Raw genomic sequence first — 24,205 nt, forward strand, 5'->3', positions numbered from 1 at the left:
TCAAACTTGACGAGACCGATGGCTTGGAGGTATGTCACCGTGATAGGTCCTCGACATAGGAGCACGCTAGATAGCGATGGCTCTTCCCCAGGGGCGCATGGGAACCTGTTCTCAACCGCCGCAGCGCTCGGCTCCGCGCTGGTGCTGAACCAGAGTTATGAACCGCTGTGCGTGGTGCCAGTGAAGCGGGCGGCAGTCCTGCTACTGACTCGCAAGGCCGAGACCGTCACCCCAGGTGACGGTTTTCTCCGCAGTGAGACCATGAACATCCCTATCCCCGCTGTCGTCCGTCTCAACCGCTACGTCAAGATCCCTCGCCAGGTCGGAAGCAGCCCCTCGCGGCGCGGCGTCTTCGTCCGCGACGACTGGCACTGCGTGTACTGCGGCTCCACGGCCGAGACCATCGACCACGTCGTCCCTCGTTCGAAGGGTGGCACGCACACCTGGGACAACGTCGTCGCCGCCTGTGCTCCGTGCAACCACCGCAAGAGCGACAAGACCCTGGCCGAGATGGGCTGGCGGCTGCCGCGCGTCCCGCGGGCCCCCTCGGGTTGGCAGCTGCGCGGATTCCGCGGTCAGCGGCGCCCCGACCCGGCGTGGGAGGCCTGGCTGCCCCGCGGCCACCGCGAACGCTCCAGGGTCCACTGACCGGCACCGCTTCACCTATCGGACGCATGAGCCCGCCGACCGCCTGTTCAAGGCGATCGGCGGGCTCGTTCCGTCTGCGACCAACCGCACCTCATTGCCGCCTGCGAGGATGCCTGGGACGCATTTGGATTAGTCTGAGGGCCGAGGTCACCCTCAGTACCTGAATTAGGGGAGCAACATGACATTCCAGGAGCTGCTGATTATGTTCGGCGCCCCGATCCTGGTTGTGGTCGCGGTATTCGCCGTGATCTTCCTGCGGCATCCGCGCCCGCAGTCCCGTTACCGCCCCGGCGAGCCCTACAGCTTCAAGCCGGTCTGGTTCATCGCCCGGGACGGCGCCGTCGGCGCCCCCGCGAGCCACGCGTCCGGGGAATTGGAATCAGCCGAGAGCGGCGAGGCGTTCGCCGGTGGACCGAAGGGAGGCGCTCATGGCAAGTGGTAGCGAAGTGGTGCAAGCGAACCGCGCACCGGACAGCCCCGAGGGCCTCAGGCCCGCCGTCCTGGACGGTCCCTTCGACGTCCCGGAGCTGTTGCACCTGGACGAGGCCTTGTCCGCGGCCGAGCAGAACGGCGGCGGCCTGCACTTCAGCGTCTACGTCGGACCGCTCCACGACCCGGTTCGCGGCGCCGCCGAGACCCTGCACGACCGCCTGAGCGACCCGGACAGTTCCGTGCTCATCGCGGTCTCGCCCGAGCAGCGTCGCGTCGAGGTCGTCACCGGCAAGCTCGCCCAGGAGAAGATCCCGGACCGCTCCGCGGCCCTGGTGGTGTTCTCCATGGAGGCCGCCTTCGGCGCCGGTCAGCTGGCCGGCGGCATCATGACCGGCCTGCGGATGCTGGCCGAGACCGCCCAGAACGCGTAGGGCGCTAAGAACACCAAGACCAAGCACGCCGGTCCGGACTCAGTCCGGGCCGGCGTTTCGCTTGTCAGCGGTTACTTCTTCTTGCTCTCGGCGAGCGGCAGCCGGTGCCCCAGCATGGCCTCGGCGTCGGTCAACTCCAGCTTGTTCACGAACTCGACCCACGACAGCGAGTCGGCCACGGTCTCCCTGATGGACAGGATCGTGGTGCCGGGGATGCGCATCGTCAGCGTCGCCGGGAGCCCGATCTGCTTCTGCGCCAAGACCGCCTCGGTCGGCTGGCCGCTCGGGCCCCGCGAGAGCTCGAACACCGCCGCCTCGTTCTCCTTGGCCACCGGCACCCATTCCATGTCGCGCTTGAGCATCACGGCCGCGCCGACCTTCTTGCCGTCGGACTCGCCCTCGTACTGGAGCACGATCCGGTTGGCGTCACCGCGGGCGTTCGACAGATGCCAGGACTCGTCGGTCACGTCGACCAGCTGGCCGCCGAAACGCTCGACGGCGCTCCGGGCCTGCTTGAGCGCGCGCTTCTCGGCCAGCGGGCGGGCGATCCAGCGGAACGCCATCCCGAGCAGGGCCAGCACCAGCACACCGACCGCGACGGCCGCGACCTCGTGGAGACCGAGCTCGATCGCCGCCACGACCGAAAGCGACACCAGCACACCCGAGCTGAAGCCCAGCAGCGGCTTGAACCAGAACGGGGCATTGCCCCTCGGCAGCCGCAGCGGCGCCATCAGCCCGATGACGGTGGCGACCACCAGCGTGATCCCGACGAGCGTCGGCGCGGGCGAGCCGCTGCCCTCCAGCCACGAGACCGACCACCAGGAGAGGAAGATCGAACCGATGATGACGGTGGGGATGAGCAGCGCGACGGCGAACAGCAGCTGCTGCGGCTGCGGGCGGTTGCGCGAGGCCAGGACCGGTCCGAGCAGCAGTAGCGGCAGGACGATCCCGAACAACGCGACCAAGGTGGCACTGATGACGACCACCGGCAAAAGCGCAGACAAGACTGCTCTCCGTTCACATGACTGGTGAGCCTTAAGGCCTGTCAGGACAGGCCCGGGGGTGGATTCGCCCGAGCCTATCAATGCCCCGAATATGAGTCGGGGCTCCGGGACCGCCCTATAACGGCGGTCCCAGAGCCCCGATCGAATTCGCGGCCTCAGCGGTGCGCCAGGCGCGCCGCCGAGGCGACGGTCAGGACTGCGCGTCGAGCGCGCGCCCGGCCAGGGCCCGGGCGATGTCGGCCCGTCCCTCGGCCACGCCGCGCTTGACCGGCGCCGGCCGGTCCTCGGCCAGCCACCCGTCCAGCACGGCGAGCGTCTCGGTCTCGATCAGGCAGGACGGGAAGGCCAGCTTCGAGAACTCCACCGCCTGCTGCGCGCCCAGCTTCTCCCACAGCTCCGGGACCGCCTCCAGGTAGCGGCCCAGGTAGGGACGCACCAGGTCGGCCTGGTCGAGCGGCGCGAAACCGAGCATCGACGAACGGCGGATGTAGTTCTCCGTGTTCGGGTCGGTGATCCGCTCCCAGGCGCGCTCCTTGGCGGCCACGGTCGGCACCGCCGCGCGGGCGACGAACGACAGGCGCTTGCCGTCGGCGGTGTCGTCGCGCTCGAGCTCGTAGTCGATCGCGGCCTCGTCCACGGCGCCTCCGGCCACCAGCCCGGTCAGCAGGGCCCACCGCAGGTCGGCGTCGACCGCCAGCCCGTCGGGGATCCCCTGGCCGTCGAGCCAGCCGCGAATGCTCGCCTGGTCGGTCTTCGACCGCGCGGCCGAGGCGTACGCCTTGGCCCAGGAACGCTGCGCGTCGCCGCCGCTCGGGGCGGTGTCCATCGCCGTCTTCGCCGCCTGCGCCCAGGACTCGCGCAGGTCCGCGCGGGCCGCCGGGTCGGCGTAGGCGAGCGAGCCGGCGACCTGGCGCTGCGCGACGGTCACGATATTGATGTCGGTCTCGGTGGTCAGGCTCGATGCGCCCAGTGCGACGAAGCGGCGCGCCGGCAGCTCGGCGTCGCGCAGCATGTCCCAGGCCGCGGCCCAGATCAGCGCGCGCGGCAGCGAGTCCTCCAGCGCCGAGGTGTGCTCGACGGCGGTGCGCAGGCTTCGCTCGTCCAGGCGCAGCTTCGCGTACGTCAGGTCGTCGTCGTTGAGCAGCAGCAGGTCCGGCTGCTTGACGCCCGCCAGCGCGGCGACCTCGGTCTCCTCGCCGCTCACGTCCACCTCGAGGCGGTCGCGGCGCACCAGGGCGTCGCCCTCCAGGTCGTACAGGCCGATCGCGATGCGGTGCGTGCGGGTCGTCGGGTGGTCGGCCGGGACCTCCTGCTTGACCGTGACGCGCCGGTACTCGCCGTCGCTCACGGCGATCTGGGGACGCAGCGTCGAGACGCCGGCGGTGCGCAGCCACGTGTCGGCGAAGTCCGCCAGCGGCTTGCCGCTCGCGGTCTCCAGCTCGCCGAGCAGGTCCGAGAACACCGCGTTGCCGAACTTGTGCTTCTCGAAGTAGGCGCGCAGGCCCGCCAGGAACGGGTCGATGCCGACGTAGGCGACGAGCTGCTTGAGGATCGAGGCGCCCTTGGAGTAGGTGATGCCGTCGAAGTTGGCCTGGATCTCCTCGGTGTCGGCCGCGTCGGTGTACACCGGGTGGGTGGTCGGCTGCTGGTCGGCGCCGTAGCCCCAGTTCTTGCGGGCCGACAGGAAGGTCGTCCACGCCCCGTCGAAGCGGGTGGCCTCGACATTGGCCCAGTGGCTGGCCCACTCGGCGAAGGACTCGTTGAGCCACAGGTCGTCCCACCAGCGCATGGTGACGAGGTCGCCGAACCACATGTGCGCCATCTCGTGCAGGATCACATTGGCGCGCTGCTCCAGCTCGAAGTCGGTGACCTGGCTGCGGAACAGGAACGCCGCCTCGGCGATCGTGATGCAGCCGAAGTTCTCCATCGCGCCGAAGTTGTACTCGGGGGCGAAGATCTGGTCGTACTTCGGCAGCGGGTAGCGCACCCCGAACTTGGAGTGGAAGTGGTCGAAGCCCTGCCGCGTCACCTCGAAGACGCCGTCGGGGTCCAGGTGCTCCTTCATGGACTGGCGGCAGTACAGGCCCATGTCGATGCCGTCGTGCGTCTCGTGCACCCCGAAGTAGGGGCCCGCGCAGATCGCGGTGATGTAGGGGCTCATCCGCACTGACGTCTCGAACAGCGTCACCTTCAACTGGGCCGCCTCGACGACGGTCTCGGACACGGCGGGCATGTTCGAGATGACCGTCCACTGCTCGGGGGTGCGCACTTGGAAGGTGAAGGAGGCCTTGAGGTCCGGCTGGTCGAAGCAGGCGTACACGCGCTGCGCGTCGGCCACCTCGAACTGCGAGTAGAGGTAGGTCTCCTTGTCGACCGGGTCGGTCATGCGGTGCAGGCCCTGACCATCGGTCGAGTAGGCGCAGATCGCGTTCACGACCAAGGAGTTCTCAGCGGCCAGGCCGGTCAAACGCAGGCCGTCCTTGGGGTCGAACAGCGTGATGTCGACCTGCTCGCCATTGAGGTAGGCGTCCTCGATGCGCTCGGCGGCGATTTCGATGAAGGTCTCGGCACCCGGTTCGGTGCAAGAGAACTCCACCGCGGTACGCGAGGAGAAGGTGTCCCCCGCCGCGTGACCGGTCAGGTCGAGTTCCACCGTGTAGGAATCCACGTGGAGCAGCTCGGCGCGGCGCCGGGCCTCGTCCCGCGTGAGAATATGCGTTGCCGCCACAATGCCTCCAGTCTCGTAGTTTGCGATATGAAAGAAGTGTGTCATATCGCGGGGAGCGGCTCAGGGATCGAGTGGCCACGACTGGACGGGCTCATGGATCGTGACTGTTGGAACCGCAGGGTTACAGAAAGTGTCGTACCCCCTCGGCATGGTTAATCGCGTGACGCACCTGCGGTACAACTACCGGATCTACCCCGATGTCGACCAGCGAACGATGCTGGCTCGGACGTTCGGGTCGGCACGCGTGGTTTACAACGACGCGTTGCGGATCTTCCAGAACGCCTGGAAGGCGGGCTTGGATCGCCCGGGATTCGCGGCGGTCGCGCGAGCGGTGATTACTGAGGCGAAGCAGACGCTGGATCGGGTGTGGCTCGCTGAGGTGTCGGTAGTCCCGTTGCAGCAGTCTTTGCGGCATCTACAGGTCGCCTACAATGCGTTCTTCGCCTCTCTCAGGGGTGACCGGAAAGGCCCGAAGGTTGGGCCACCTCGATTCAAGCGGCGTTCGGCGCGGCAATCGGCGGAGTTCACTCGGCGCGGGTTCGTGCTGCGGGAGACCGGGAAGCTGTATCTGGCGAAGATCGGCGAGGTCAAGGTCGCCTGGTCGCGAGACTTGCCCTCGGAGCCGTCGTCAGTGACGGTGATCAAGGATGGGACGGGGAAGTATTTCGTCTCGTTCGTGGTGGCCGTCGACGGTGCGCCGTTGCCAGATCTCGGGGAAGATGCCGTGGTCGGGATCGATCTGGGATTGTCGGCGTTCGCGGTGACCAGTAGTGGGAAGCGGATCGAGTCGCCGAAGTTCCTGCGCCGGGCCGAAAGGAAGCTGAAGAAGTACCAGCGAGCCGTGTCCCGCAAGCAGAAAGGCTCGCAGAACGGCCGGAAGGCCCGTCTGAAGTTGGCGAAGGTCCATGCCAGGGTCGCGTCGCAGCGTCGTGACTTCATTGAACAGGAAACGACCCGCCTCGTGCGCGAGAGCCAAGTGCTCGCGGTGGAGACGTTGAACGTTCATGGTATGGCCGCCAAAGGCATGCGCCTCGGCAAGAGCGTGCACGACCAGGCCCTGGGCATGTTCCTTCGTGTCCTGACCGCGAAGGCCGCCCGTGCCGGGCGGACCCTCATCGCGGTCGACCGGTTCTACGCCTCGACGCAGATCTGCTCGGCGTGTGAGGCGAAGACCGGGCCGAAGGGCAAGGAAGAACTCCACGTCCGGGAGTGGCAGTGCACCGACTGTGGTGCGGTCCATGACCGTGATGTGAACGCTGCGATCAACATCCTGCGTGAAGGCCTGCGCCAGATCGCTGAACACGAACAGCTCGCCGCTGGACACCGAAAGGACCAGAGCAATCTGGGAGCGGAGAGCCTAAACGCCTGCGGAGGGGACACCAAGACCAGCGACACGCTGGCAGCCCCCGAAACCCCCAATACTGGGACAGAACCAGGAACCAGTGGGAACGCGAAACCCGAGAGGGATAAGTCACTACCACCTTCTTTGTGACGAAGCATCATTACAAGGCAAAGGAGATCCCTGGCCATCCGGTCAGGGAGGATGCCAAATCGCGGGAGTTCGCTCGGCGGCTGCGGGATGACCAGGGAAGTCCGGCTAGGCTGTCGGCGTGAGTGCTGCACACCCGATTTCGCAGGCCTGGCTTTCCACTGGATCGACCGGCGCCAAGAACTATGACGAGTTCCCCGACGAAACCGAGATCACTCGGATCATCGAGGCCAACCCCGCGAGCGTGCTCGGCGTCGAGATGCCCGCCCACACGCCTGAGGCGGTGGCGGCGGGACTGACGTTCGAGCAGGCCCTCCCGGCCGCCGCCGAGCGGCTCGCCGCCCTCAAGGAGGCCGGCCGCTTCGCGTCCTTCGGCGACGTCGCCGTCGCCTACCGGATCTCCGGCGGGCCCGAGCCAGTCGCCTACGGCGTGTTCTGCCTGGTCGACACCGCGGAGATCTCCTCCTCGGCCGACGAGCCCGGCAAGGTCATCCGCAATGAAGACGTCTTCATCGAGAAGGTGAAGCAGCGCAACGAACTCAATCAGCGCCTGCGCCACCTGCTCAGCCCCGTCCTGCTGCTCCAGTCCTCCAAGGGCGACGAGCTGCACGCGGCCATCGCCGCCGCGATCGAGGGCGCCGGTGAGCCGGTCGCCTCCGACGTGGACGAGGTCGGCCGGTCCCACGAGATCTGGGCGATCGGCGGCGAGGCCGGCGAGGCCCTGACCGCGCTGGCCGGGGACGGCGACCTGATCGTCGCCGACGGCAACCACCGTTCGCTGGCCGCGCAGGTGGGCAAGCTCGACCGCTTCCTGGCCGTGGTCACCACGCCGCAGTCGGTGGTGCTGCGTCCGTACAACCGGCTGGTCGCCGGGCTGCCCGGTTCCGCCGCGCAGCTGGTCGAGCAGATCGGTCAGATCGGCGCGAGCGTCACCGAGGTGGACGGCGCCCCCGAGGTGCCCGCCGAGGCCGGCAAGATCGTCGTCTACGGCCGGGGCCGCACCTGGGAGATCGCGTTCGGCGAGGTCGAGGGCACCGTGATCGACCGCCTGGAGCACACCCGCGTCGAGCAGGAGGTCTTCAACGGCCTCCTCGGCTGGGACGCCGGGGACAAGCGCATCACCTATGTCGGCGGGGACTACCCGGCTTCCTGGATGGCCGAGCAGGTCGACGCCGGGAAGGCCGACCTGGCGATCCTGATCGCGCCGGTCACGGTCGAGGACTTCATCGACGTCAACCTCAAGCGGCTCAAGATGCCGCGGAAGTCGACCTGGTTCGTGCCCAAGGCGCGGGCCGGTCTGACCATCGCCGAACTGCCGAAGGGTTAGGGGAGACTTTCGTGCGCATCTACATCGGTACCGACCACGCCGGTTTCGACCTCAAGCAGCACCTGGTGAAGCACCTGGGCGAGCGCGGCTTCGAAGTTGTCGACGTCGGCCCGCACGTGTACGACGCCGAGGACGACTACCCGCCGTTCTGCCTGAACGCGGCCGCCATGGTGGTCGCGGACCCGGGCAGCCTGGGCGTCGTCATCGGCGGCTCGGGCAACGGCGAGCAGATCGCCGCCAACAAGGTCCCCGGTTGCCGGGCGGCCCTGGCCTGGAGTGTCGAGACCGCCAAACTCGGCCGCCAGCACAATGACGCGAACGTCATCGCGGTCGGCGGCCGGATGCACTCGGTCGAGGAGTCCACGAGCTTCGTGGACGCCTTCGTGGACGAGGCCTTCTCGGGCGCGGAGCGCCACCAGCGGCGCATCGACATGCTCTCGGAGTACGAGCGGACCCGCGAGGTGCCCGAACTGCCCTAGGGGGTCCGCAACCACCCCCTAGGCGGCAAGCGAAGACACCGCTGATACGGCGGAAGGCCCGGGCGCGAGCCCGGGCCTTTTCGTCGGTGGAATTCCCTCGAATTCAGGTTCGTAAATCTGGAGTTAGTGGACACGTGTTGGTAGCGTCAATCTATGAATATAGGTCTTCGCGTTCTCCTCCACCTGTTCCAGGTGCTCCTCGTGTTGGCGGCTCTCGGACTGCTGGCCGCGGTGTTCGCCTCCGAGTTCGATATGTGGGACCTCAGCGAGCGGGAGGCGAACATCTTCCCGCTGTACGCCATCGGCACCGGTGTGCTGAGCATCGCCTTCTCCCCGTCGTTGTGGTCGCTCAGCCGCGGCGGCGGCTCGGCCCCGGCGCGCGCCTCGACCGGCAGTTTCGACCGTGTCTCGGAGGCCCCGGCGGGCCCAGTGCAGCAGCCGGGCCCTTTGCAGCAGCCGAGCGCCGGCGGCCCGAACTCGTTCGAGCCGCTGGGCGGCGGCGGTGCTCCGGCCCCGCCGGCCAGCTCGTACGGACAGCCGTCCGGTCCCGGTTTCGGTGCCCAGCCCTCGGCCGGCATGACTCCGGCCTCCCCGCCGCAGGGTGACAGCCCGTGGGGCGGCAGCCGTTGAGTCGGGCCCGGCGCGCCGCCTTCGAACCTTCGGCGCGTCCCGAAACTTCTTCGGAGCCGCCGGTTGCCCGTTGAGACGATGCGAACAGGGCGGCCGCTGTGGGCGGCGCAAGGGTGCGTGCGGGCGTTACGCTATGGGACAACCAACCATCCGCGAAGGAACCACGCCTCATGTCGAACGCCACCGTTGACCTCGTCTGCGGCCCGGCCGACCCCGTGCCGGGAGCGGAGCAGAGCTACCGGCTCACCGGTCTGCTCGGTTCCGGCGGCCAGGCCGACGTCTTCCAGGCCGTCCGCATGTCGGCGGGGATCTCCTCGACGCCCTTGACCGTCAAGGTCTTCCGGTTCAATCCCTCCGATCCGAAGGAACAGCAGTTCCGGTCGTGGGACAAGGGCGACGCGGTGCTGATGGATCTCCACAGCCGCAATGTCGGCGCGATCTGCCGCCGCATCGACGCCTTCTACGGCCGCGCGCCGCACTCGCCCGACGCCCCCGCCGTCGGCGACCCGGTCCCCTTTCAGGTCCTGGAGTACCTGCCGGGCCACGACCTGCGGCAGCTGCTGTCCCAGCGGCTCGCCCGCGTCAATGCCGCCCGCACCCTCCAGTCGGTCGTCAACGTCATGTTGGCGATGCACCACCCGCCGGCCGGCGCGCACCCGGTGCTGCACATGGACCTCAAGCCCGCCAACGTGATCATCGGTCCCGAAGGCTCGGCCAAGGTCATCGACTTCACCGGCGCCCGCTACTACACGCCGGCCCACCTGACGACGATCGCGTACACGCCCGAGTCGGCTGGGCCCGAGGCCCACCAGGGCACCGTCGGCCCGTCCTACGACGTGCACGGTTTCGGTTCGATCGCGTTCTACATGGTCACCGGCGCCAGCGCCCGCACCGACACTCCCGGGCAGGAGCAGTCGGTGCCGTGGTCGCGGCTGCGCACCCACCCGGTCCTCGAATCCAATCCGCGCCTGCGGGACATGCTGACGGCGACGTTGGACGACAAACCGTCGAACCGGCCTCGCACCGAGGAGCTCTCGCGCTGGATCACCGAGCTGGTCGATGAGGTCTCCCGTTCGAACCTGCCGGACCTGGGGGTCGACTGGGGAGCGTCCAATGGCGCTTTCGCGAGCTCGACCGAATCCACGCGACGCCTGGTCGGTCCGGTCAATTCGCCGATGGCCGCGCCCATGCCGTCCCCGCCCGCTCCCGCGGCCCCCGCAGCCCCGGCGAACAGCACCCGCATGATGGAGCCGGGCCTGGACGGCGTCGGCCCGGTGAATGGCGCGAAGCCGATCGTCGGCCACGTCCGCGTCCCCGAGCAGGGGAACTACGCGCCCGGCCAGTCCGACAATAACGAGCTGCCGCGCCTGCGCCTGGCGGGCGACCCGTCCCAGAGCCTGCGCCGGGACGACCACCCGGACCATGTCGACCGCGAGGAGCAGCCGCCGCTGCTCGGTCCGCCCGGCAGCCTCTCCAAGGGCCTCGAACTGTCCATTATCGGCGGGCTGTTCTCGCTGATCATGTGGCTGTTCTTCACGATCCAGCAGGGCATGGAGACGATCCGGAACCAGGCGCTGGGCTACCTGCTGGTCATCGGCGTCGCGATCGGGTTGTTCTTCCTGATCCGGCTGGCCGGCGGCCTGTTCTGGGGCCGGATCCTCCATGCCAAACGGCGCACCGCCCGGCTGGCGCACCTGGCGACGGGGATCTTCCTGTTCCTGGTCGGCATGAACTACCTCGACCAGCTGACGTGGTCCTGGCTGGACTTCGACTTCAACCCCATCGACTGGTTCACCGGTCTGTTCTCGTGGTTCTCCTTGGACGGCATCACCGCTGCGGTGACCGAGAAGGTCTCCGAGTGGTTCGAAAACCTGTTCGAGTAGGCGTGATCCGATCGGCATGAGCGCCGGTCTCCGCCAAGGTCCCGGGTGCTTCTGGCAGGGTGGAGCCATGAGCAATCACGCCGAGCTGGCCAGCGACATCTACCACCGATCCCACCTGACCGGCGAGTTCACCCTCCGGTCCGGGGTGGTGGCCAACGAATACTTCGACAAGTACCTGTTCGAGTCCGACCCGGTGCTGCTGCGGCGCATCGGCGAGGAGCTGGCGGCGCAGGTGCCGGCCCACGGGGTCGACATGCTGGCGGGCCTGGAGCTCGGCGGCATTCCCTTGGTGACCATGCTGTCCCAGCTGACGGGGGTGCCGGCGCTGTTCGTGCGCAAGGAGGCCAAGACCTACGGGACCTGCCGCCTGGCCGAGGGCGGCGACATCGACGGGCGCGAGCTGCTCATCGTGGAGGACGTCGTGACCTCGGGCGGGGCGATCCTGGACGGGGTCGCCGAGCTGCGCAAGCGGGGCGCGATCGTGAAGCGGGCCCTGTGCGTCATCGACCGCGAGACGGGCGGCGTGCAGAACCTGACCGACGTCGGGGTCGAACTCACGGCCCTGTTCACCATGACCGAGCTCAAGGCCGCCGGGGATAAGTAGCCCGGCCGCGGCCGCGCGCGGGTCAGCGGGCCCAAATCCAGATCTCGGAGCCCTTGTCGACCTCGTCGCCCTCGTCCAGCGACTGGTCGAACACCGTTCCGGTGAACCAGATCTGGCCCGTCTTGACCGTGAAGCCGAGTCCTTCGAGGAGTTCCTTCGCGTCGTCGACGTCCATGCCGACCACGTCGGGAACCTCGACCGGCTCCGGGCCCTCACTGATCACCAGGCCCACCTCGTCGCCCTCGGCGACCGGGCTGTCCGCCGCCGGCGAGGACTCGATGACCGAACCCTCGGGGATGGTGTCGCTGTAGCGTTCGCTCGTCTCGCCGACCTCGAGTCCGTTGGCCTCCAAGGCCTCCTCGGCGGAGTCCTCGTCCATGCCGACCAGGTCGGGCACCTGTAGCGGCGGCACCCCGTCGGAGACCGTGACGGTCACCGAGGCGCCGGCCTTGACCTCCTGGCCGGCCGGCGGATCGGTCGAGATGACCTGGCCCTTCGGGTACTCGGTGCTGTAGTCGTGCGCGACGGTGACCTCCGCGGAGAACTTCCCGAGCTCGGCGAGCGCCTCGTCCTCGGTCCTCCCCGCCAGCTCGGGCACCTCGTAGCGCTCCGGGCCCAGCGACAGCGTCACGGTGATGGTGCTGCCCAACCGGATCCGCTCGCCCGGTTCCGGGTTCTGCGCGAGGACCCCGTCCTTGGGCACGCCCTCGGAGTAGCCGCCCTCGTCGAACTCGACCTCGAAACCCTCGTCCTCGGCGTACGCGGCGACCGACGCCGCGTCCTGGCTCAGGAGCGAGGGCGCGTCGGTGTAGCGGCCGATGCCGATCCACCAACCGGCGGCCGCCACGGCCGCGATGATCGCAATGATGATGGCGAGCTTGATGAGCGCCTTCCAGGACCGGCCCGACCCCGCCTGCGGGACGACCATCGTGGTCCGCACCGCGCGCGTCGGGCGCGGGACCTGACCGGCCGCCTGCTCGCTGGGCTCGGTGTCGACGGCCTGGAGCCGACGCGCGAACGCCCCGGCGTCGACCGGACGCTCGCCCGGCCGGCGGCTCGCCGCGGCCGTCACCAGCTGCGCGAGCCCCTCGGGCACATCGGGGGCGGCCAGCCGCGGCGACGGAATGTCCTCGTCGCGGTGCCGGCGGGCCACCTCCCCGGCGTCGGGCCCGTCGAAGGGCACCTCGCCGGTCAGCAGCTCGTACAACAGGATCGCGGTCGAGTACACGTCGCTGGCCGGGGTCGCGCTCTGGCCGCTGACCAGCTCGGGCGCCACATACGCGGCCGTCGCCAGCAGCGGTCCGCCCCGCTGCGACTCCCCGTGCACGGCCTCGGCCAGACCGAAGTCCACGACCTTGACGCGGTCGCCGCGGCCGCCGTTCTTCAGCAGGATGTTCTCGGGCTTGATGTCGCGGTGGACCAGCCCGGCGTCGTGCGCGGCCTGGAGCCCGTCGAGGATCTGGGCGCACAGTTCGGCGGCCTCCTCGATGCGCAGGCGGCGCCGCCGGTTGAGCAGGTCGCGCAGCGTCGTCCCGGGGACGTACTCCATGACCACGTACGGCAGGCCGTCGTGAACGCCCTGGTCGAACACGGCCACGATATTGGGGTGGGAGAGCCGCGCGATATTGCGCGCCTCGTTCGTGAACGAGTCGAGGTCGAAACCGGTGATGCCGGACGCGGTGATGATCTTGACCGCGACCGTGCGGTCGAGCCGGTCGTCATGCGCCTCGTACACCGACGCCATGCCGCCGTGCGCGATGAGCCGCTGGAGCCGGTAGCGCCCGTCGACGTGCGCGCCCGTCAAGTCCCCGGTCGTCGTTGTCAACCCGCACCCCTTCCTGTGGACAACAGTCTAAAAGACTGGTGCGACGACTACAGGACCTCGGCACCGGGGAAGACGGGTTTGTCGGGCGCCACAATTCCGAGGCGCTTGGTGGCCCGGGTCAGTGCGACGTAGAGGTTCCGCAGGCTGGTGCCCGCGATCGCATCCGGGTCGACCACGATGACCGCGTCGAACTCGAGCCCCTTGGCCTGCTTCACGGTCAGGACCGAGGCCGAACTGATACCGGAGAGTCCCGCCGCGAGTTCGGGAGTGGTGATGATCGCCACCGATCCGCCGTCGACCTTCGCCGCCTCGGCGGCGACGAGGGCCTCCATGCGCTCCTCGAGGTTCTCCTGCACGACCTCCAGCCACGGCTCGTACCCGGACGAACGCACCGCCGTCGGACGCGGGGCCTCGACGTCGATCGCGTCCAGCACCCGGGTCGCGACGGCCATGATCTCGGCCGGGGTCCGGTAGGAGACCGTCAACTGCTCGGCCCGCCAGGCCAGCTCGGAGTCGCCGAAGACCTGGTCCCAGCTGCGTGGCGCCGAAGCGTGCCCGGCCTGGGCGAGGTCGCCGGCGACGGTGAATGACCTGGCGACGCAGCGGCGCAGCAGCGCCCGCCACTCCATCGGCGAGAGCTCTTGGGCCTCGTCCACGATGACGTGGCCGAAGATCCAGCGGCGGTCGGCGGCGGCCCGCTCGGCCACCGAGACGAACCGGTGGTCGACCTGCCGCTCGCCGAGGAGCGCGGCGTCGACCAGGTCGGACGCCATGAGGATCTCCGAATCGGCCTCGTCCTCGAAGTCGAAGGAGGCCGAACCGGACGCGATCGACAGGACGTCCTCGGCGTAGGCGACCTGTTCGGCGTCGATGGCCTGCGCCCGGTCGCGCTCGATGTCGCCCAGGTGCTCGGCGGCCTCGTCCAGCAAGGCGATGTCGGCCTCCGACCAGCCGCCGGGCTCCCGCCGGAGCAGCCGCCGTTCCTCCTTCTCGAGCACGGCCGCGGCCGAGGCGATGAGCGCGGGGGAGGAGAACAGGTCTTCGAGCAGATCGGTGGCCCGCAGCTGCGGCCACAGCGCCTCGATCTCGCCGCGGATGACCGCGTCGGTGGCGATCTCGGCGGCCAGCTTCGCCCGGTCCTCGAGCCCCAGCAGGTTCTCCCCGCCGAGGGGGTCCGCGCCGATGATGTCGGCGTACTGCATCGCCAGGTCGGCGATGACGCGCTTGTGGAAGGTCTCGCGGGCTTCGTTGTGCGGCAGGCCGGACTCGCGGGCGGCATCGCGCGCGGCAGTGATCTTCTCCGGACGCAGCAGCAGCTCGTGGCCCTCGAAGTCGACCGGCAGCGGCTCGCGGGGGACGACCTGGCGGTCGGCCACCGCGCTGGCGATGACCCCGGCCATGACGGCGCGGCCCTTGACGGCGGCGACGGCCTCGGACTCGGGCCGGTCGGCGACGATGCCGGGGTAGAGCTGGCTCGGGGTGCGCAGGAGGACGTCGGTCTCGGCCAGGCCCGGCAGCACGTCGGAGATGTAGCGCAGGAACTGCTTGCCGGGGCCGATGATGAGGACGCCGCGGCGCTGGAGGCGTTCGCGGTGCTCGTACAGCAGGTAGGCGGCGCGGTGGAGGGCGACGGCGGTCTTGCCGGTGCCCGGCGCGCCGTCGACGATCATTATGCCCTCCAAGGGGGCGCGGATGATCCGGTCCTGCTCGGCCTGGATGGTGGCGACGATGTCGCGCATCTTGTCGGTGCGGGCGGCGTCGAGCGCGGCCATGAGCGCGCCCTCGGAGCCGATCGTGGAATCGGAGCCGTCGGCCGCCGCAAGGTCCAGCACCTCGTCGTTGACCGAGGTCAAGCGCCGGCCCTTGGTGTGGAGGTGGCGGCGGCGCCGCACCCCTGAGGGGGCGGCGGCGGTGGCCAGGTAGAAGCGGCGACCGGCCTCGGAACGCCAGTCGACCTGCAGCTGTTCTCCGCCCTCGGCGTGGACGCCGATGCGTCCCAGGTACATCGGTTCGTCCTGCTCGATGTAGTCGAGCCGTCCGAAGCACAGGCCGTCCTCGACGGCGTCGAGCCCGGCAATGCGGAGGCGGTGGAAGTGGGCCTCGGCGTCGCGCTGCGAGAGCTCCTGCTCGTTCTCCACGTGCTTGCGCCGCGACTCAGCGAGGCGCGTGTGGGCCTGATCGCGAATCTGGTCGAGCCGGGCGTAGAGACTGTCGAGCCGTTTCTGCTCGGTTTCGATGGCAGGAGTGATGGCAGCGGACACGGGTCTCCTAGATGGTGATGCCGGAATTCGGCGCAGAGCGGCGCAACTGAAAAGAATACCGCGCTCCCGGCCGATCGTCTCCCTAGCGACAGAACCTTGATTACGCTGGTACAACGATCAAATCGGCGCAGAAGAGGACGAACGTCCGAAGTGCGAAATCGACAACAAGGTGATAACAGTGCCTTGACCTCGCATTCGCCCGGGGACTACGGTAACGCGCTATACGAGTGCCCTTTATTGGCGTGACTGGAGAGATTACTCATGACTAGAGAGAATTGGGGGACCAGGGTCGGGTTCATCCTCGCCGCCATCGGATCGGCGGTCGGACTCGGCAATATCTGGCGTTTCCCCGGTGTCGCCTACGAAAACGGTGGCGGTGCGTTCATGGTTCCGTACCTGGTGGCCCTCGTGACCGCCGGTATTCCATTGCTCATCATGGAATTCACGATCGGGCGGAAATACAAGGGATCCGCCCCGGTCGCCTTCCGCCGCTTGAACAAGAACGCCGAGGTGATCGGCTGGTGGCAGGTGGCGATCTCGATCGTCATCGCCGTCTACTACGCGGCGATCATCGCCTGGGCCGGCTGGTACGCCTTCTTCGCGCTGGACCAGCGCTGGGGCGACGACCCGGAGGCCTTCCTGTTCGTCGACTTCCTGCAAGCCGGCGACATGTACGACTTCGGCACCTGGCTGCCCGGCCTCGGCACCGTCATGATCGTCATCTGGGCGGCCACGCTCCTGGTGATCGGCCTGGGCGTCAAGAAGGGCATCGAGCTGACCGCGAAGATCGCGATCCCGCTGCTGGCGGTCATGTTCGGCGTCCTGGTCGTCCAGGCGCTGACCCTGGAAGGCGCCGAGGTCGGCCTCAACGCCTTCTTCAGGCCGGACTGGGAGCTGATCTGGAGCACGCCGAGCGTCTGGCTCGCCGCCTACGGCCAGATCTTCTTCTCGCTCTCCGTGGGCTTCGGCATCATGGTCACCTACGCGTCCTATCTGAAGAAGAAGTCGGACATCACCACTTCGGCTCTGACCGTCGGCTTCGCGAACTCCTCGTTCGAGCTGCTCGCGGGCATCGGCGTGTTCTCGGTGCTCGGCTTCATGGCGGTCCAATCCGGGACCGCGGTCGAGGACCAGGTCAGCGCCGGCATCGGACTGGCCTTCGTGGCCTTCCCGGCCATCATCAGCACGCTGCCGACCCTGCCGGGACTGTTCGGCGTCCTGTTCTTCGGCAGCCTCGTGATCGCCGGCTGGACTTCACTGATCTCGATCGTGCAGGTGCCGGTCGCGGCGTTCGAGGACCGCTTCGGCTGGAGCCGCGGACTGTCCACCGCGATCCTCGGCGGCCTTATGGCCGTCGTCTCGATCGGATTGCTGCCCACCGTCAACGGCATCATGCTGCTCGACGTCTCCGACGAGTTCATCAACAAGTACGGCATCGCCGTGGCCGCGCTGGTCTCCATCGTGGCCGTGGTCTGGGTCGCCTGGAAGTGGAAGGAGCTGCGCGACAACGCCAACGCCACCTCCACGTTCAGGGTCGGCCCGATCTGGGTGGTCTTCCTCGGCGTCATCACGCCGATCATGCTCACGGTCATCCTGTTCTACAACATCCGCGACCTGTTGACCGCGGACCCGAGCGACCCGGAGGACCCGCAGGCCACCTACAACCTGTACCAGTCCTTCGGTTGGTCCGTGGCGCTCGGCGCCGTGGCCTTCGGCATCATCATGGCGCTGATCCTGCGTCGCCGTGACGTGCCCGAGATCCCGAGCGAAGAGGAAGAGGCCATTCGAGAGGAGGTCGGCCAGTGACCAGCAGTGCGCTCATCATGATGATCGTCGCGATCGTCGTCATCTTCGGAGGACTCATCGTCTCCGCGGTAACGCTCATGACCCACCCCGAGCAGCCCGACGCCGACGAGTAGCCGCTAGCGGGGGGTCGGTCCTCGGACCGGCCCCCCGCTGTTTCAACCCACGGAACCTTGCCACGGAGAACTGAATTCAATGAAGACAAGAGAGACCTGGGGAACCCGCGCCGGGTTCATCATGGCCGCCGCCGGATCGGCGATCGGCCTGGGCAATATCTGGCGTTTCCCCGGCGAGGCCTACGAATTCGGCGGCGGCGCCTTCCTGGTGCCCTACCTGATCGCGATCCTCACCGCCGGCATCCCGCTGCTGCTGCTGGAGTACACGATCGGCCGCAGGTACCGCAGCGGCCCGCCCTCGGCCTTCCGGATGCTCTCGCCCCGCGCCGAGGGCATCGGCTGGTGGCAGAACGCCATCGCCTTCTTCCTGGCGACCTTCTACGCCGTCATCATCGCCTGGGCGGTCTGCTACGTCTTCTTCGCGGTGACCAGGTCCTGGGGCGAGGACTCGGCGATGTTCTTCGGCGTCGACTTCCTGGCCGCCTCCGAGGACCCGCTCACCTTCGGGGAGTACCGCCCCACCATCATGGCGGCCTTGATCGGCGTGTGGGTCCTGGTGCTGGTCATCATGCTCGGGGGCGTCCGCAAGGGCGTGGAGCTGGCCAACCGCATCTGCATTCCGCTACTGGTGGTGCTGTTCGGCGTCATCGTGATCCGCGCGGTCACCCTCGACGGCGCCTTGGACGGCCTGAACGCGTTCTTCACCCCGCAGTGGGACACCATTACAGCTCTTGAAACAGGGCCGGAGATCTGGCTGGCAGCCTACGGGCAGGTCTTCTTCTCCCTGTCGATCGGCATGGGCACCATGATCGCCTACTCCTCGTACCTGAAGAAGAAGGCGGAGTTGTCGACCACGGCCGTCACCGTCGCGTTCGCGAACTCCTCGTTCGAGCTCATGGCGGGCATCGGGGTGTTCTCGATCCTGGGCTTCATGTCGGCCCAGAGCGGCACCGCGATCGGCGAGCTGGTCGGCGTCGGCGGCGGGGTCGCGTTCGTGACCTTCCCGGCGATCCTCAACGAGATGCCCGGCGGCAACTTCGTCGGCGTGCTGTTCTTCGCCAGCCTGGTGGTGGCCGGCGTCTCCTCGATCATCTCGATGGTGATCGTGCCGTTCTCCTCAGTGGAGGACCGCTTCGGCTGGAGCCGCAAGAAGACCGTCGCGGTCATCGGCATTCCGATGGCGCTGTTCTCGATCCTGATCTACCCGACCACCAACGGCTCGTCGATGGTCGACGCGGTGGACTTCGCCGTCTCCGGCTACGGCCTGGTGCTCGGCGGCCTGGCGACGATCGTCCTGGCGTTCGCCACCGGGAAGATCCGGGTCCTGGCGGCCGAGGCCAACCGCACCTCGGTGCTCAAGCTCGGCTGGGTCTGGTACGTCTGCCTGGCCCTGACGACGATCATGCTGACTCTGGTGCTGATCCTGAACGTCAAGGGGCAGATCGAAGACCTGTCCGACCCGGAGATCGCCAACGAGCTGATCTACATCAACTGGGGCGTGGGCGGGGCGATGATCCTGTTCGGACTCGTCATGACCGCGGTCATGTACCGCCGTCCGCTGCCGGTCGCGAATTCTGAGGACGGCGAGTCCGTCGACAGCGGGTCGGCCACCGCCTGAGGAGCCCTTCCGTCGCATGTGGCCGCACACGTTTCGTGTGCGGCCACCTGGCTTTCCGTCAGCTTTAGTGCGAAATGCGAGAAAGGTTAGAAATCCCCGTACTCGCCTCTTGTGTGCCCTGTCGCCAACTGTTAAGTTTGCTTGCAATTCGGTGGTTCCCATCACGTCGCCGCCGAAGGACCGCTGACCCAGACATCGTCGATAGGAGACGAAGATGCGCAAGTCGCGCAAAATCATCCTGTCCCTCGCGGGAGTCGGGACCCTGGCCGTCTCGGCTTCCCTGGCCGCCCTCGCCTGGGGGCACGGCTACACCTCCGACCCGCCCAGCCGCTCGGCCCTGTGCGCCGACGGCACCGTCACCGACTGCGGCGCCATTTCGTATGAGCCCCAGAGTGTCGAGGGTCCCAAGGGCTTCCCCGACGCCGGTCCCGCCGACGGCGAGATCTGCGCCGGCGGCCACGCCGAGTTCGCCGAGCTGGACGACCCGAGGGGCGGCAACTGGCCGACCACCTCGGTCGGCTCCGGCGCCCAGACCGTCTCGTGGACGATGACCGCCCAGCACTCGACGGCGACCTTCGACTACTACATCACCAAGGACGGCTGGGACCCCACGCAGCCGCTCACCCGCGACCAGCTCGAACTCACCCCGTTCGACTCGTTCGACATGGGCGGTTCCAAGCCCGACCACACCATGACGCACGACATCACGCTCCCGGAGAAGTCCGGCCGGCACCTGATCCTCAGTGTTTGGAACATCGCCGACACCGCCAACGCCTTCTACTCCTGTGTGGACGTGGACTTCGGCGGCGGCACCGGCGGCGACCCCACTGAGGCGGAGCCGACGGACGGCGCATCCGAAGACCCGACCGACGGCACCACGACCGACCCGGCCACCGGTGCCGAGTGCGAGGCGGCGGCCTGGGACACCGGCGCCACCTACACGGCCGGCGACCAGGTGACCTACGACGGCGTCGCCTACCGGGCCGACTGGTGGACCCAGGGCGAAGAGCCCGGGACCACCGGCGAATGGGGCGTGTGGAAAGAGCTCGCCACCTGCTGATCCTGTGATCTGAGCCGAGGATGAGGGGAGAGTGCTTGACGGCGCTCTCCTCTCGAGGCTATCCTTGGCGGCGTCTTTGTAGTCGGCGTTAGGAACTCCCTTGAAGCTGTAGGTCCCAGACACCGCGCCACCACGTCTCTGCGCACGTGGGGCAGTCTGCGATCTTCAGGGAGCCCATCGACTTCCCGAACCCGCCACCGGTCACTCAATTCATGAGCATGGTCGGTCAATGGCGCGGTGTCTTCTCAATCGATTCCCGCATCGGAACCTGTGAGAGGACTCTGCTCCATGTCCACATTCATCACCGTCAACCAGCTCCGTTTCTCCTGGCCCGACGGCGACCGCGTCTTCGACGGGGTCGACGCCGCCTTCTCGGGCGGCCGGACCGCCCTGATCGGCGACAACGGCACCGGGAAGTCCACACTGCTGCGCCTGATCGCCGGGATCCTGACTCCCGAGTCCGGCGGCATCACCGTCTCGGGGCTCGCGGCCTACCTGCCGCAGGATCTGCCGCTGCGCCTGGACGACACCGTCGAGGACCTGCTCGGCATCACCGCGAAGCGAAAGGCCTTGGCGGCCATCGAATCCGGTGACGTGGACGAGGACCACTTCGCCGTCATCGGCGAGGACTGGGACTTCCTCGACCGCGCCCGCGTCACGCTGGACGAACTCGGGCTGGACCACATCGGACTCGACCGCACCATCGCCACGCTCTCGGGCGGGGAGTCGATGCTCGTCGGTCTGGCCGGGAAGCTGCTGCTGCGCCCCGACGTGCTGCTGCTGGACGAGCCGTCGAACAATCTCGATGCCTCGGCCCGTGAACGGCTGTACCAGGCGATCGGGCGATTCGGCGGCACGCTGCTCGTGGTCACCCACGACAAGGCCCTGATGGAGCACGTCGACGCCGTCGCCGAGCTCTACCGCGGCTCCATCCGCGTCTTCGAGGGCAACTTCGACGCCTACGAGCGGGCCATCGCGATCGAAGAGGAGGCCGCCGCCCGCGCCGTGCGCGACGCCAAGGCCGACCTCGGACGCCAGAAACGCGAGCTCATCGCCGCCCGCATCAAGGGCGACCGGGGCGCCGCCGCCTGGCGCAAGGAACGCGACTCCGGAGGCACGCCGAAGATCCTCCTCAACGGCAAGAAGAACGCCGGAGAGGTCAGCTCGGCGAAGTACCTGGGCGCCAAGCTCGACGACGTGGCCGAAGCCAAGGACCGCCTCGACGAGGCCGAGGACGCCCTGCGCGACGGCGCCGCCATCAACATCGACCTGCCCGAGACCTCCGTCAGTTCGCACCGCGAGATCGTGGTCTTGAAGGGGTACAGGCTGAAGGGCCTCAAGGCGACCGATCTGTACGGCGACGGCATCGACCTGCACCTGCGCGGCCCCGAGCGGGTGGCGCTGAGCGGCGACAACGGCTCGGGCAAGACCACGTTGCTGCGGGCCGTCGCCGAAGCCTCCCGGGTGCCGTACGGGTTCTTGACCCAGCGGCTCGAGCTGCTCGACGGCGCCGCCAGCGTCTTCGACAATGTCCGATCCCGCGCCCCCGAGGCCGAACAGGCGCTGCTGCGCACTCGCCTGGCCCGCTTCGGCATGCGCGGCGACGCGGTCTTCCAGCAGGTCGACTCGCTCTCGGGCGGCCAGCGCCTGCGGGCGGCACTGGCGACGGTGCTGTCGGCCCAGCCGGCGCCGCACCTGCTGCTGCTGGACGAGCCCACCAACAACCTGGACATGACCTCGACCCGCCAGCTCCAGCAGGCGCTCACCGCCTACCAGGGCGCGCTGGTCGTGGTCAGCCACGATGAGGCGTTCCTGGCCGGCCTCGGCCTGACCCGCCGCATCACGCTCGAACGCGGGGAGGGAATCGTCGCCGACACGACGGCCGAAATACCGCGTGCCGACCGGTTGTAGGTCGATACTGCCTGATTGACATCTCCCCTCCCTTCGGGAGGGGAGCCCAGCCGTCACCGGCCGGGTTTCCTGTTTCGTCGACAGTTGCACTCGCCCTAGGAGGGTTCGTGTCTGACACCGTCTCCGCAGGCGTTTCGCCTCTCCGCCAGCCCGGCGGCGAGGATGTTCTTGGCGGCGTTGACGTCCCTGTCTTCGCCGTGCCCGCAAGTCGGGTCGGGGCAGGTGAAGGTCCGTTGGCCGAGTGGCATCGCTTCGACCAGGGTTCCGCACGCCGAGCAGGTCTTGGACGAGGGCAGGAACCGGTCGACCGCTATCAGGTCGCGGCCGTACCATTCGGCTTTGTATTCGAGCATGCGCCGGAACGTGGACCAGGAGGCGTCCTGGATCGCTCGCGCGAGTGTGTGGTTGGCCAGCATGCCTTGCACGTTCAGGTCCTCGACTGCGATCGTTTGGTTTTCGCGAATGAGTCGGGTCGTGAGTTTGTGCAGGTGGTCGGCGCGCCGGTCGGCCACGCGCGCATGAGCGCGGGCGAGCTTCACCTTGGCTTTGCGAAAGTTGGCGGAGCCCTTCTGTTTGCGCGAGAGTTCACGCTGTCGCTTGGTGATGCGGTCGCGATCCCGGCGTTCGTGGCGTGGGTTGGTGATCTTCTCGCCGGTCGAGAGTGTGAGCAGGCTGGTGATTCCGGCGTCGATGCCGACCGCCTCGTCCCGTTTGGGGAGGGCGGGAATGTCTGCTTCGACCAGGAGGGACACGAACCAGCGTCCGGCCGCGTCGCGGGTCACGGTCACCGTCGACGGCACTGCTTCGACAGGAAGTTGGCGCGACCAGCGGATCTTCAGCGATTCTTGCTGTTTCGCGAGGGTGAGCTGCCCGCACGACCATTTGAACGCCGAGCGAGTGTATTCGGCCGACCCGGCCAGGACCCGCTTCTTCTTCATGCTCGGGTATTCGGTGTGGCCCTTGAAGAACCCCGAGAACCCCTTCTGGAGGTGCCGCAGGGCCTGCTGGAGCGGGACGGAGGAGACCTCGTTCAGGAACGCCAGGTCCTTGCGCCGCTTCCACTTGGTCAGCATGGTCGAGGTCTGCGTGTAGCCGATCGATTCCTTACGGCGGTAGTAGGCCTTGTGGCGATAGTCGAGGGCTTTGTTGTAGACCAGGCGCACGCACCCGAACGTGCGGGCCAGCTGCTCGGCCTGCACGGGAGTCGGGTAGCACCGGAACCGGTAAGCCCGGTGGCGCGCTTGGACACTCACGACTCACATTCTAAATAAATTTTTGTAAGAGCGACTCCGGGGTGGTCAGACGGCGAAAGCGTCGCGTTCGCCCGCCCCTGACCTGCTCCGCAAGAGTCAATTACCTCCTCGGCCTGAAGGTCAAGGTATCCATGAAGGAGATCCAATGAGAATCGCACCCGTTGCCGCCGCGGTCGCCGTCCTGCTGACCACGGTTGCGTGCGGCTCCGATGCCGAAGACGATGCCGACCTGGGCCGGTCCGGCACGGCCACGCTCGAAGTCCTGGACGAATGGGCCGAGGCCTACCCCCGCGGTACCGGGACCGCGAACGTCTCGACCGACGACGGCACCACCATCGAGCTCGCCGTGACGGGACTGGCCGCCGACAGCGAGTACACCTTCCACGTCCACGACGCCGCCTGCGATGCCGATCCGCCCGGTGGCGAACACTGGTCGACCGACGCCGAGGGCGGTGGATACTCGGGCGCCAACGGGTCCACGGCCTCTGACGAGATCGGCATGTCCTTCACCACCGGTGAGAACGGCGCGGGCAACACCACGGCCACCTCCGAGCTGGTCCTGGACGATCGCGCCGAGAGCATCGTCGTCCACGCCCCGAGCAGCGACGAGCACTTCGAGCACCTGGATTCGGATCGGCTCCTGTGCGGTGACCTGGCCGCGGGCTGAACTGCACCTCCCTTCGGCTTCCCGGGCCCGACGTAG

Annotated in this window: 19 protein-coding genes and 1 pseudogene; 15 read left to right on the forward strand and 5 right to left on the reverse strand. The window is 68.0% G+C overall.

What is annotated here, in order from left to right:
- The first annotated feature begins 105 nt into the window (after positions 1–105).
- The 3 genes from FAB82_RS17655 (at position 106) to FAB82_RS17665 (ending at position 1,511) form a co-directional block, all read left to right on the forward strand.
- Positions 106–648: an HNH endonuclease gene (locus tag FAB82_RS17655; protein WP_342799464.1), complete on the forward strand. Its 543-nt coding sequence runs from the start codon at positions 106–108 to the stop codon at positions 646–648.
- Between the two features lie 178 nt (positions 649–826).
- Positions 827–1,090 (forward strand): aa3-type cytochrome oxidase subunit CtaJ, encoded by a 264-nt coding sequence (ctaJ, locus tag FAB82_RS17660; RefSeq protein WP_136535863.1) that lies wholly within the window; start codon positions 827–829, stop codon positions 1,088–1,090.
- Positions 1,077–1,511: a DUF5130 family protein gene (locus FAB82_RS17665; RefSeq protein ID WP_136535864.1), complete on the forward strand. Its 435-nt coding sequence runs from the start codon at positions 1,077–1,079 to the stop codon at positions 1,509–1,511. The genes ctaJ and FAB82_RS17665 overlap by 14 nt, the downstream gene beginning before the upstream one ends.
- A 71-nt stretch (positions 1,512–1,582) precedes the next feature.
- On the opposite strand, the gene FAB82_RS17670 is transcribed toward FAB82_RS17665, so the two are convergent.
- Both FAB82_RS17670 and pepN read right to left on the reverse strand, forming a co-directional pair.
- Positions 1,583–2,515, reverse strand: coding sequence for a hypothetical protein (locus FAB82_RS17670; protein WP_136535865.1), 933 nt, complete (start codon positions 2,513–2,515; stop codon positions 1,583–1,585).
- A 190-nt stretch (positions 2,516–2,705) separates the two neighbouring features.
- The gene (gene pepN, locus FAB82_RS17675) at positions 2,706–5,243 is read right to left on the reverse strand and encodes an aminopeptidase N (RefSeq protein WP_211116653.1); all 2,538 of its coding nucleotides are present in this window, start codon (positions 5,241–5,243) and stop codon (positions 2,706–2,708) included.
- Positions 5,244–5,391: 148 nt separating this feature from the next.
- On the opposite strand from pepN, the gene FAB82_RS17680 reads away from it, so the two are divergent.
- The 6 genes from FAB82_RS17680 to pyrE all read left to right on the forward strand — a co-directional run bounded on the left by FAB82_RS17680 (position 5,392) and on the right by pyrE (position 11,655).
- Positions 5,392–6,735, forward strand: coding sequence for an RNA-guided endonuclease InsQ/TnpB family protein (locus tag FAB82_RS17680; protein WP_211116654.1), 1,344 nt, complete (start codon positions 5,392–5,394; stop codon positions 6,733–6,735).
- A gap of 118 nt (positions 6,736–6,853) precedes the next feature.
- On the forward strand, positions 6,854–8,059 hold the full coding sequence (locus FAB82_RS17685; protein ID WP_136535867.1) for a DUF1015 family protein: 1,206 nt from the start codon (positions 6,854–6,856) through the stop codon (positions 8,057–8,059).
- Between the two features lie 11 nt (positions 8,060–8,070).
- The gene (locus FAB82_RS17690) at positions 8,071–8,538 is read left to right on the forward strand and encodes a ribose-5-phosphate isomerase (RefSeq protein ID WP_136535868.1); all 468 of its coding nucleotides are present in this window, start codon (positions 8,071–8,073) and stop codon (positions 8,536–8,538) included.
- Positions 8,539–8,691: 153 nt separating this feature from the next.
- Positions 8,692–9,168 carry a hypothetical protein gene (locus FAB82_RS17695; RefSeq protein ID WP_136535869.1) on the forward strand — a complete coding sequence of 159 codons (477 nt, stop codon included), beginning with the start codon at positions 8,692–8,694 and terminating at the stop codon, positions 9,166–9,168.
- Between the two features lie 170 nt (positions 9,169–9,338).
- Complete coding sequence (locus tag FAB82_RS17700) at positions 9,339–11,051, forward strand: serine/threonine protein kinase (RefSeq protein ID WP_136535870.1); 1,713 nt, start codon at positions 9,339–9,341, stop codon at positions 11,049–11,051.
- Positions 11,052–11,118: 67 nt separating this feature from the next.
- Positions 11,119–11,655, forward strand: a complete 537-nt coding sequence (gene pyrE / locus FAB82_RS17705) for an orotate phosphoribosyltransferase (protein WP_136535871.1) — start codon at positions 11,119–11,121, stop codon at positions 11,653–11,655.
- Between the two features lie 22 nt (positions 11,656–11,677).
- Here the strand turns inward: pyrE and FAB82_RS17710 are convergent, their stop codons facing one another.
- Together FAB82_RS17710 and FAB82_RS17715 are read right to left on the reverse strand one after the other, a co-directional pair.
- Positions 11,678–13,480: a Stk1 family PASTA domain-containing Ser/Thr kinase gene (locus FAB82_RS17710; RefSeq protein ID WP_136535872.1), complete on the reverse strand. Its 1,803-nt coding sequence runs from the start codon at positions 13,478–13,480 to the stop codon at positions 11,678–11,680.
- Positions 13,481–13,527: 47 nt separating this feature from the next.
- Positions 13,528–15,741 (reverse strand): HelD family protein, encoded by a 2,214-nt coding sequence (locus FAB82_RS17715; protein ID WP_211116655.1) that lies wholly within the window; start codon positions 15,739–15,741, stop codon positions 13,528–13,530.
- Between the two features lie 261 nt (positions 15,742–16,002).
- On the opposite strand from FAB82_RS17715, the gene FAB82_RS17720 reads away from it, so the two are divergent.
- From FAB82_RS17720 to FAB82_RS17740, 5 genes are all read left to right on the forward strand, one after another.
- Positions 16,003–17,547, forward strand: coding sequence for a sodium-dependent transporter (locus tag FAB82_RS17720; protein WP_136535873.1), 1,545 nt, complete (start codon positions 16,003–16,005; stop codon positions 17,545–17,547).
- Positions 17,544–17,660 carry a methionine/alanine import family NSS transporter small subunit gene (locus FAB82_RS17725; protein ID WP_136535874.1) on the forward strand — a complete coding sequence of 39 codons (117 nt, stop codon included), beginning with the start codon at positions 17,544–17,546 and terminating at the stop codon, positions 17,658–17,660. The genes FAB82_RS17720 and FAB82_RS17725 overlap by 4 nt, the downstream gene beginning before the upstream one ends.
- 79 nt (positions 17,661–17,739) lie before the next feature.
- Complete coding sequence (locus FAB82_RS17730; RefSeq protein WP_136535875.1) at positions 17,740–19,278, forward strand: sodium-dependent transporter; 1,539 nt, start codon at positions 17,740–17,742, stop codon at positions 19,276–19,278.
- Between the two features lie 214 nt (positions 19,279–19,492).
- On the forward strand, positions 19,493–20,338 hold the full coding sequence (locus FAB82_RS17735; protein ID WP_136535876.1) for a lytic polysaccharide monooxygenase auxiliary activity family 9 protein: 846 nt from the start codon (positions 19,493–19,495) through the stop codon (positions 20,336–20,338).
- Between the two features lie 288 nt (positions 20,339–20,626).
- Positions 20,627–22,249 carry an ATP-binding cassette domain-containing protein gene (locus FAB82_RS17740; RefSeq protein ID WP_136535877.1) on the forward strand — a complete coding sequence of 541 codons (1,623 nt, stop codon included), beginning with the start codon at positions 20,627–20,629 and terminating at the stop codon, positions 22,247–22,249.
- A gap of 39 nt (positions 22,250–22,288) precedes the next feature.
- Here FAB82_RS17740 and FAB82_RS17745 read toward each other — a convergent pair.
- A pseudogene (locus FAB82_RS17745) lies at positions 22,289–23,502 on the reverse strand (RNA-guided endonuclease InsQ/TnpB family protein); the annotation flags it as partial.
- A gap of 145 nt (positions 23,503–23,647) precedes the next feature.
- On the opposite strand from FAB82_RS17745, the gene FAB82_RS17750 reads away from it, so the two are divergent.
- A complete protein-coding gene (locus FAB82_RS17750; protein WP_136535879.1) occupies positions 23,648–24,169 on the forward strand; it encodes a hypothetical protein in 522 nt (173 codons plus the stop codon).
- Positions 24,170–24,205: the final 36 nt, after the last annotated feature.

The organism is Glycomyces buryatensis, from assembly GCF_004912275.1.
GTDB classification, from domain to species: domain Bacteria; phylum Actinomycetota; class Actinomycetes; order Mycobacteriales; family Micromonosporaceae; genus Glycomyces; species Glycomyces buryatensis.

Excerpts from the sequence above, each read along its gene's own strand:
- ctaJ (WP_136535863.1), top strand. The coding sequence starts at position 827 with ATGACATTCCAGGAGCTGCTGATTATGTTCGGCGCCCCGATCCTGGTT.
- FAB82_RS17665 (WP_136535864.1), top strand. The coding sequence starts at position 1,077 with ATGGCAAGTGGTAGCGAAGTGGTGCAAGCGAACCGCGCACCGGACAGC.
- FAB82_RS17680 (WP_211116654.1), top strand. The coding sequence starts at position 5,392 with ATGGTTAATCGCGTGACGCACCTGCGGTACAACTACCGGATCTACCCC.
- FAB82_RS17695 (WP_136535869.1), top strand. The coding sequence starts at position 8,692 with ATGAATATAGGTCTTCGCGTTCTCCTCCACCTGTTCCAGGTGCTCCTC.
- FAB82_RS17700 (WP_136535870.1), top strand. The coding sequence starts at position 9,339 with ATGTCGAACGCCACCGTTGACCTCGTCTGCGGCCCGGCCGACCCCGTG.
- pyrE (WP_136535871.1), top strand. The coding sequence starts at position 11,119 with ATGAGCAATCACGCCGAGCTGGCCAGCGACATCTACCACCGATCCCAC.
- FAB82_RS17720 (WP_136535873.1), top strand. The coding sequence starts at position 16,003 with ATGACTAGAGAGAATTGGGGGACCAGGGTCGGGTTCATCCTCGCCGCC.
- FAB82_RS17730 (WP_136535875.1), top strand. The coding sequence starts at position 17,740 with ATGAAGACAAGAGAGACCTGGGGAACCCGCGCCGGGTTCATCATGGCC.
- FAB82_RS17735 (WP_136535876.1), top strand. The coding sequence starts at position 19,493 with ATGCGCAAGTCGCGCAAAATCATCCTGTCCCTCGCGGGAGTCGGGACC.
- FAB82_RS17740 (WP_136535877.1), top strand. The coding sequence starts at position 20,627 with ATGTCCACATTCATCACCGTCAACCAGCTCCGTTTCTCCTGGCCCGAC.
- FAB82_RS17750 (WP_136535879.1), top strand. The coding sequence starts at position 23,648 with ATGAGAATCGCACCCGTTGCCGCCGCGGTCGCCGTCCTGCTGACCACG.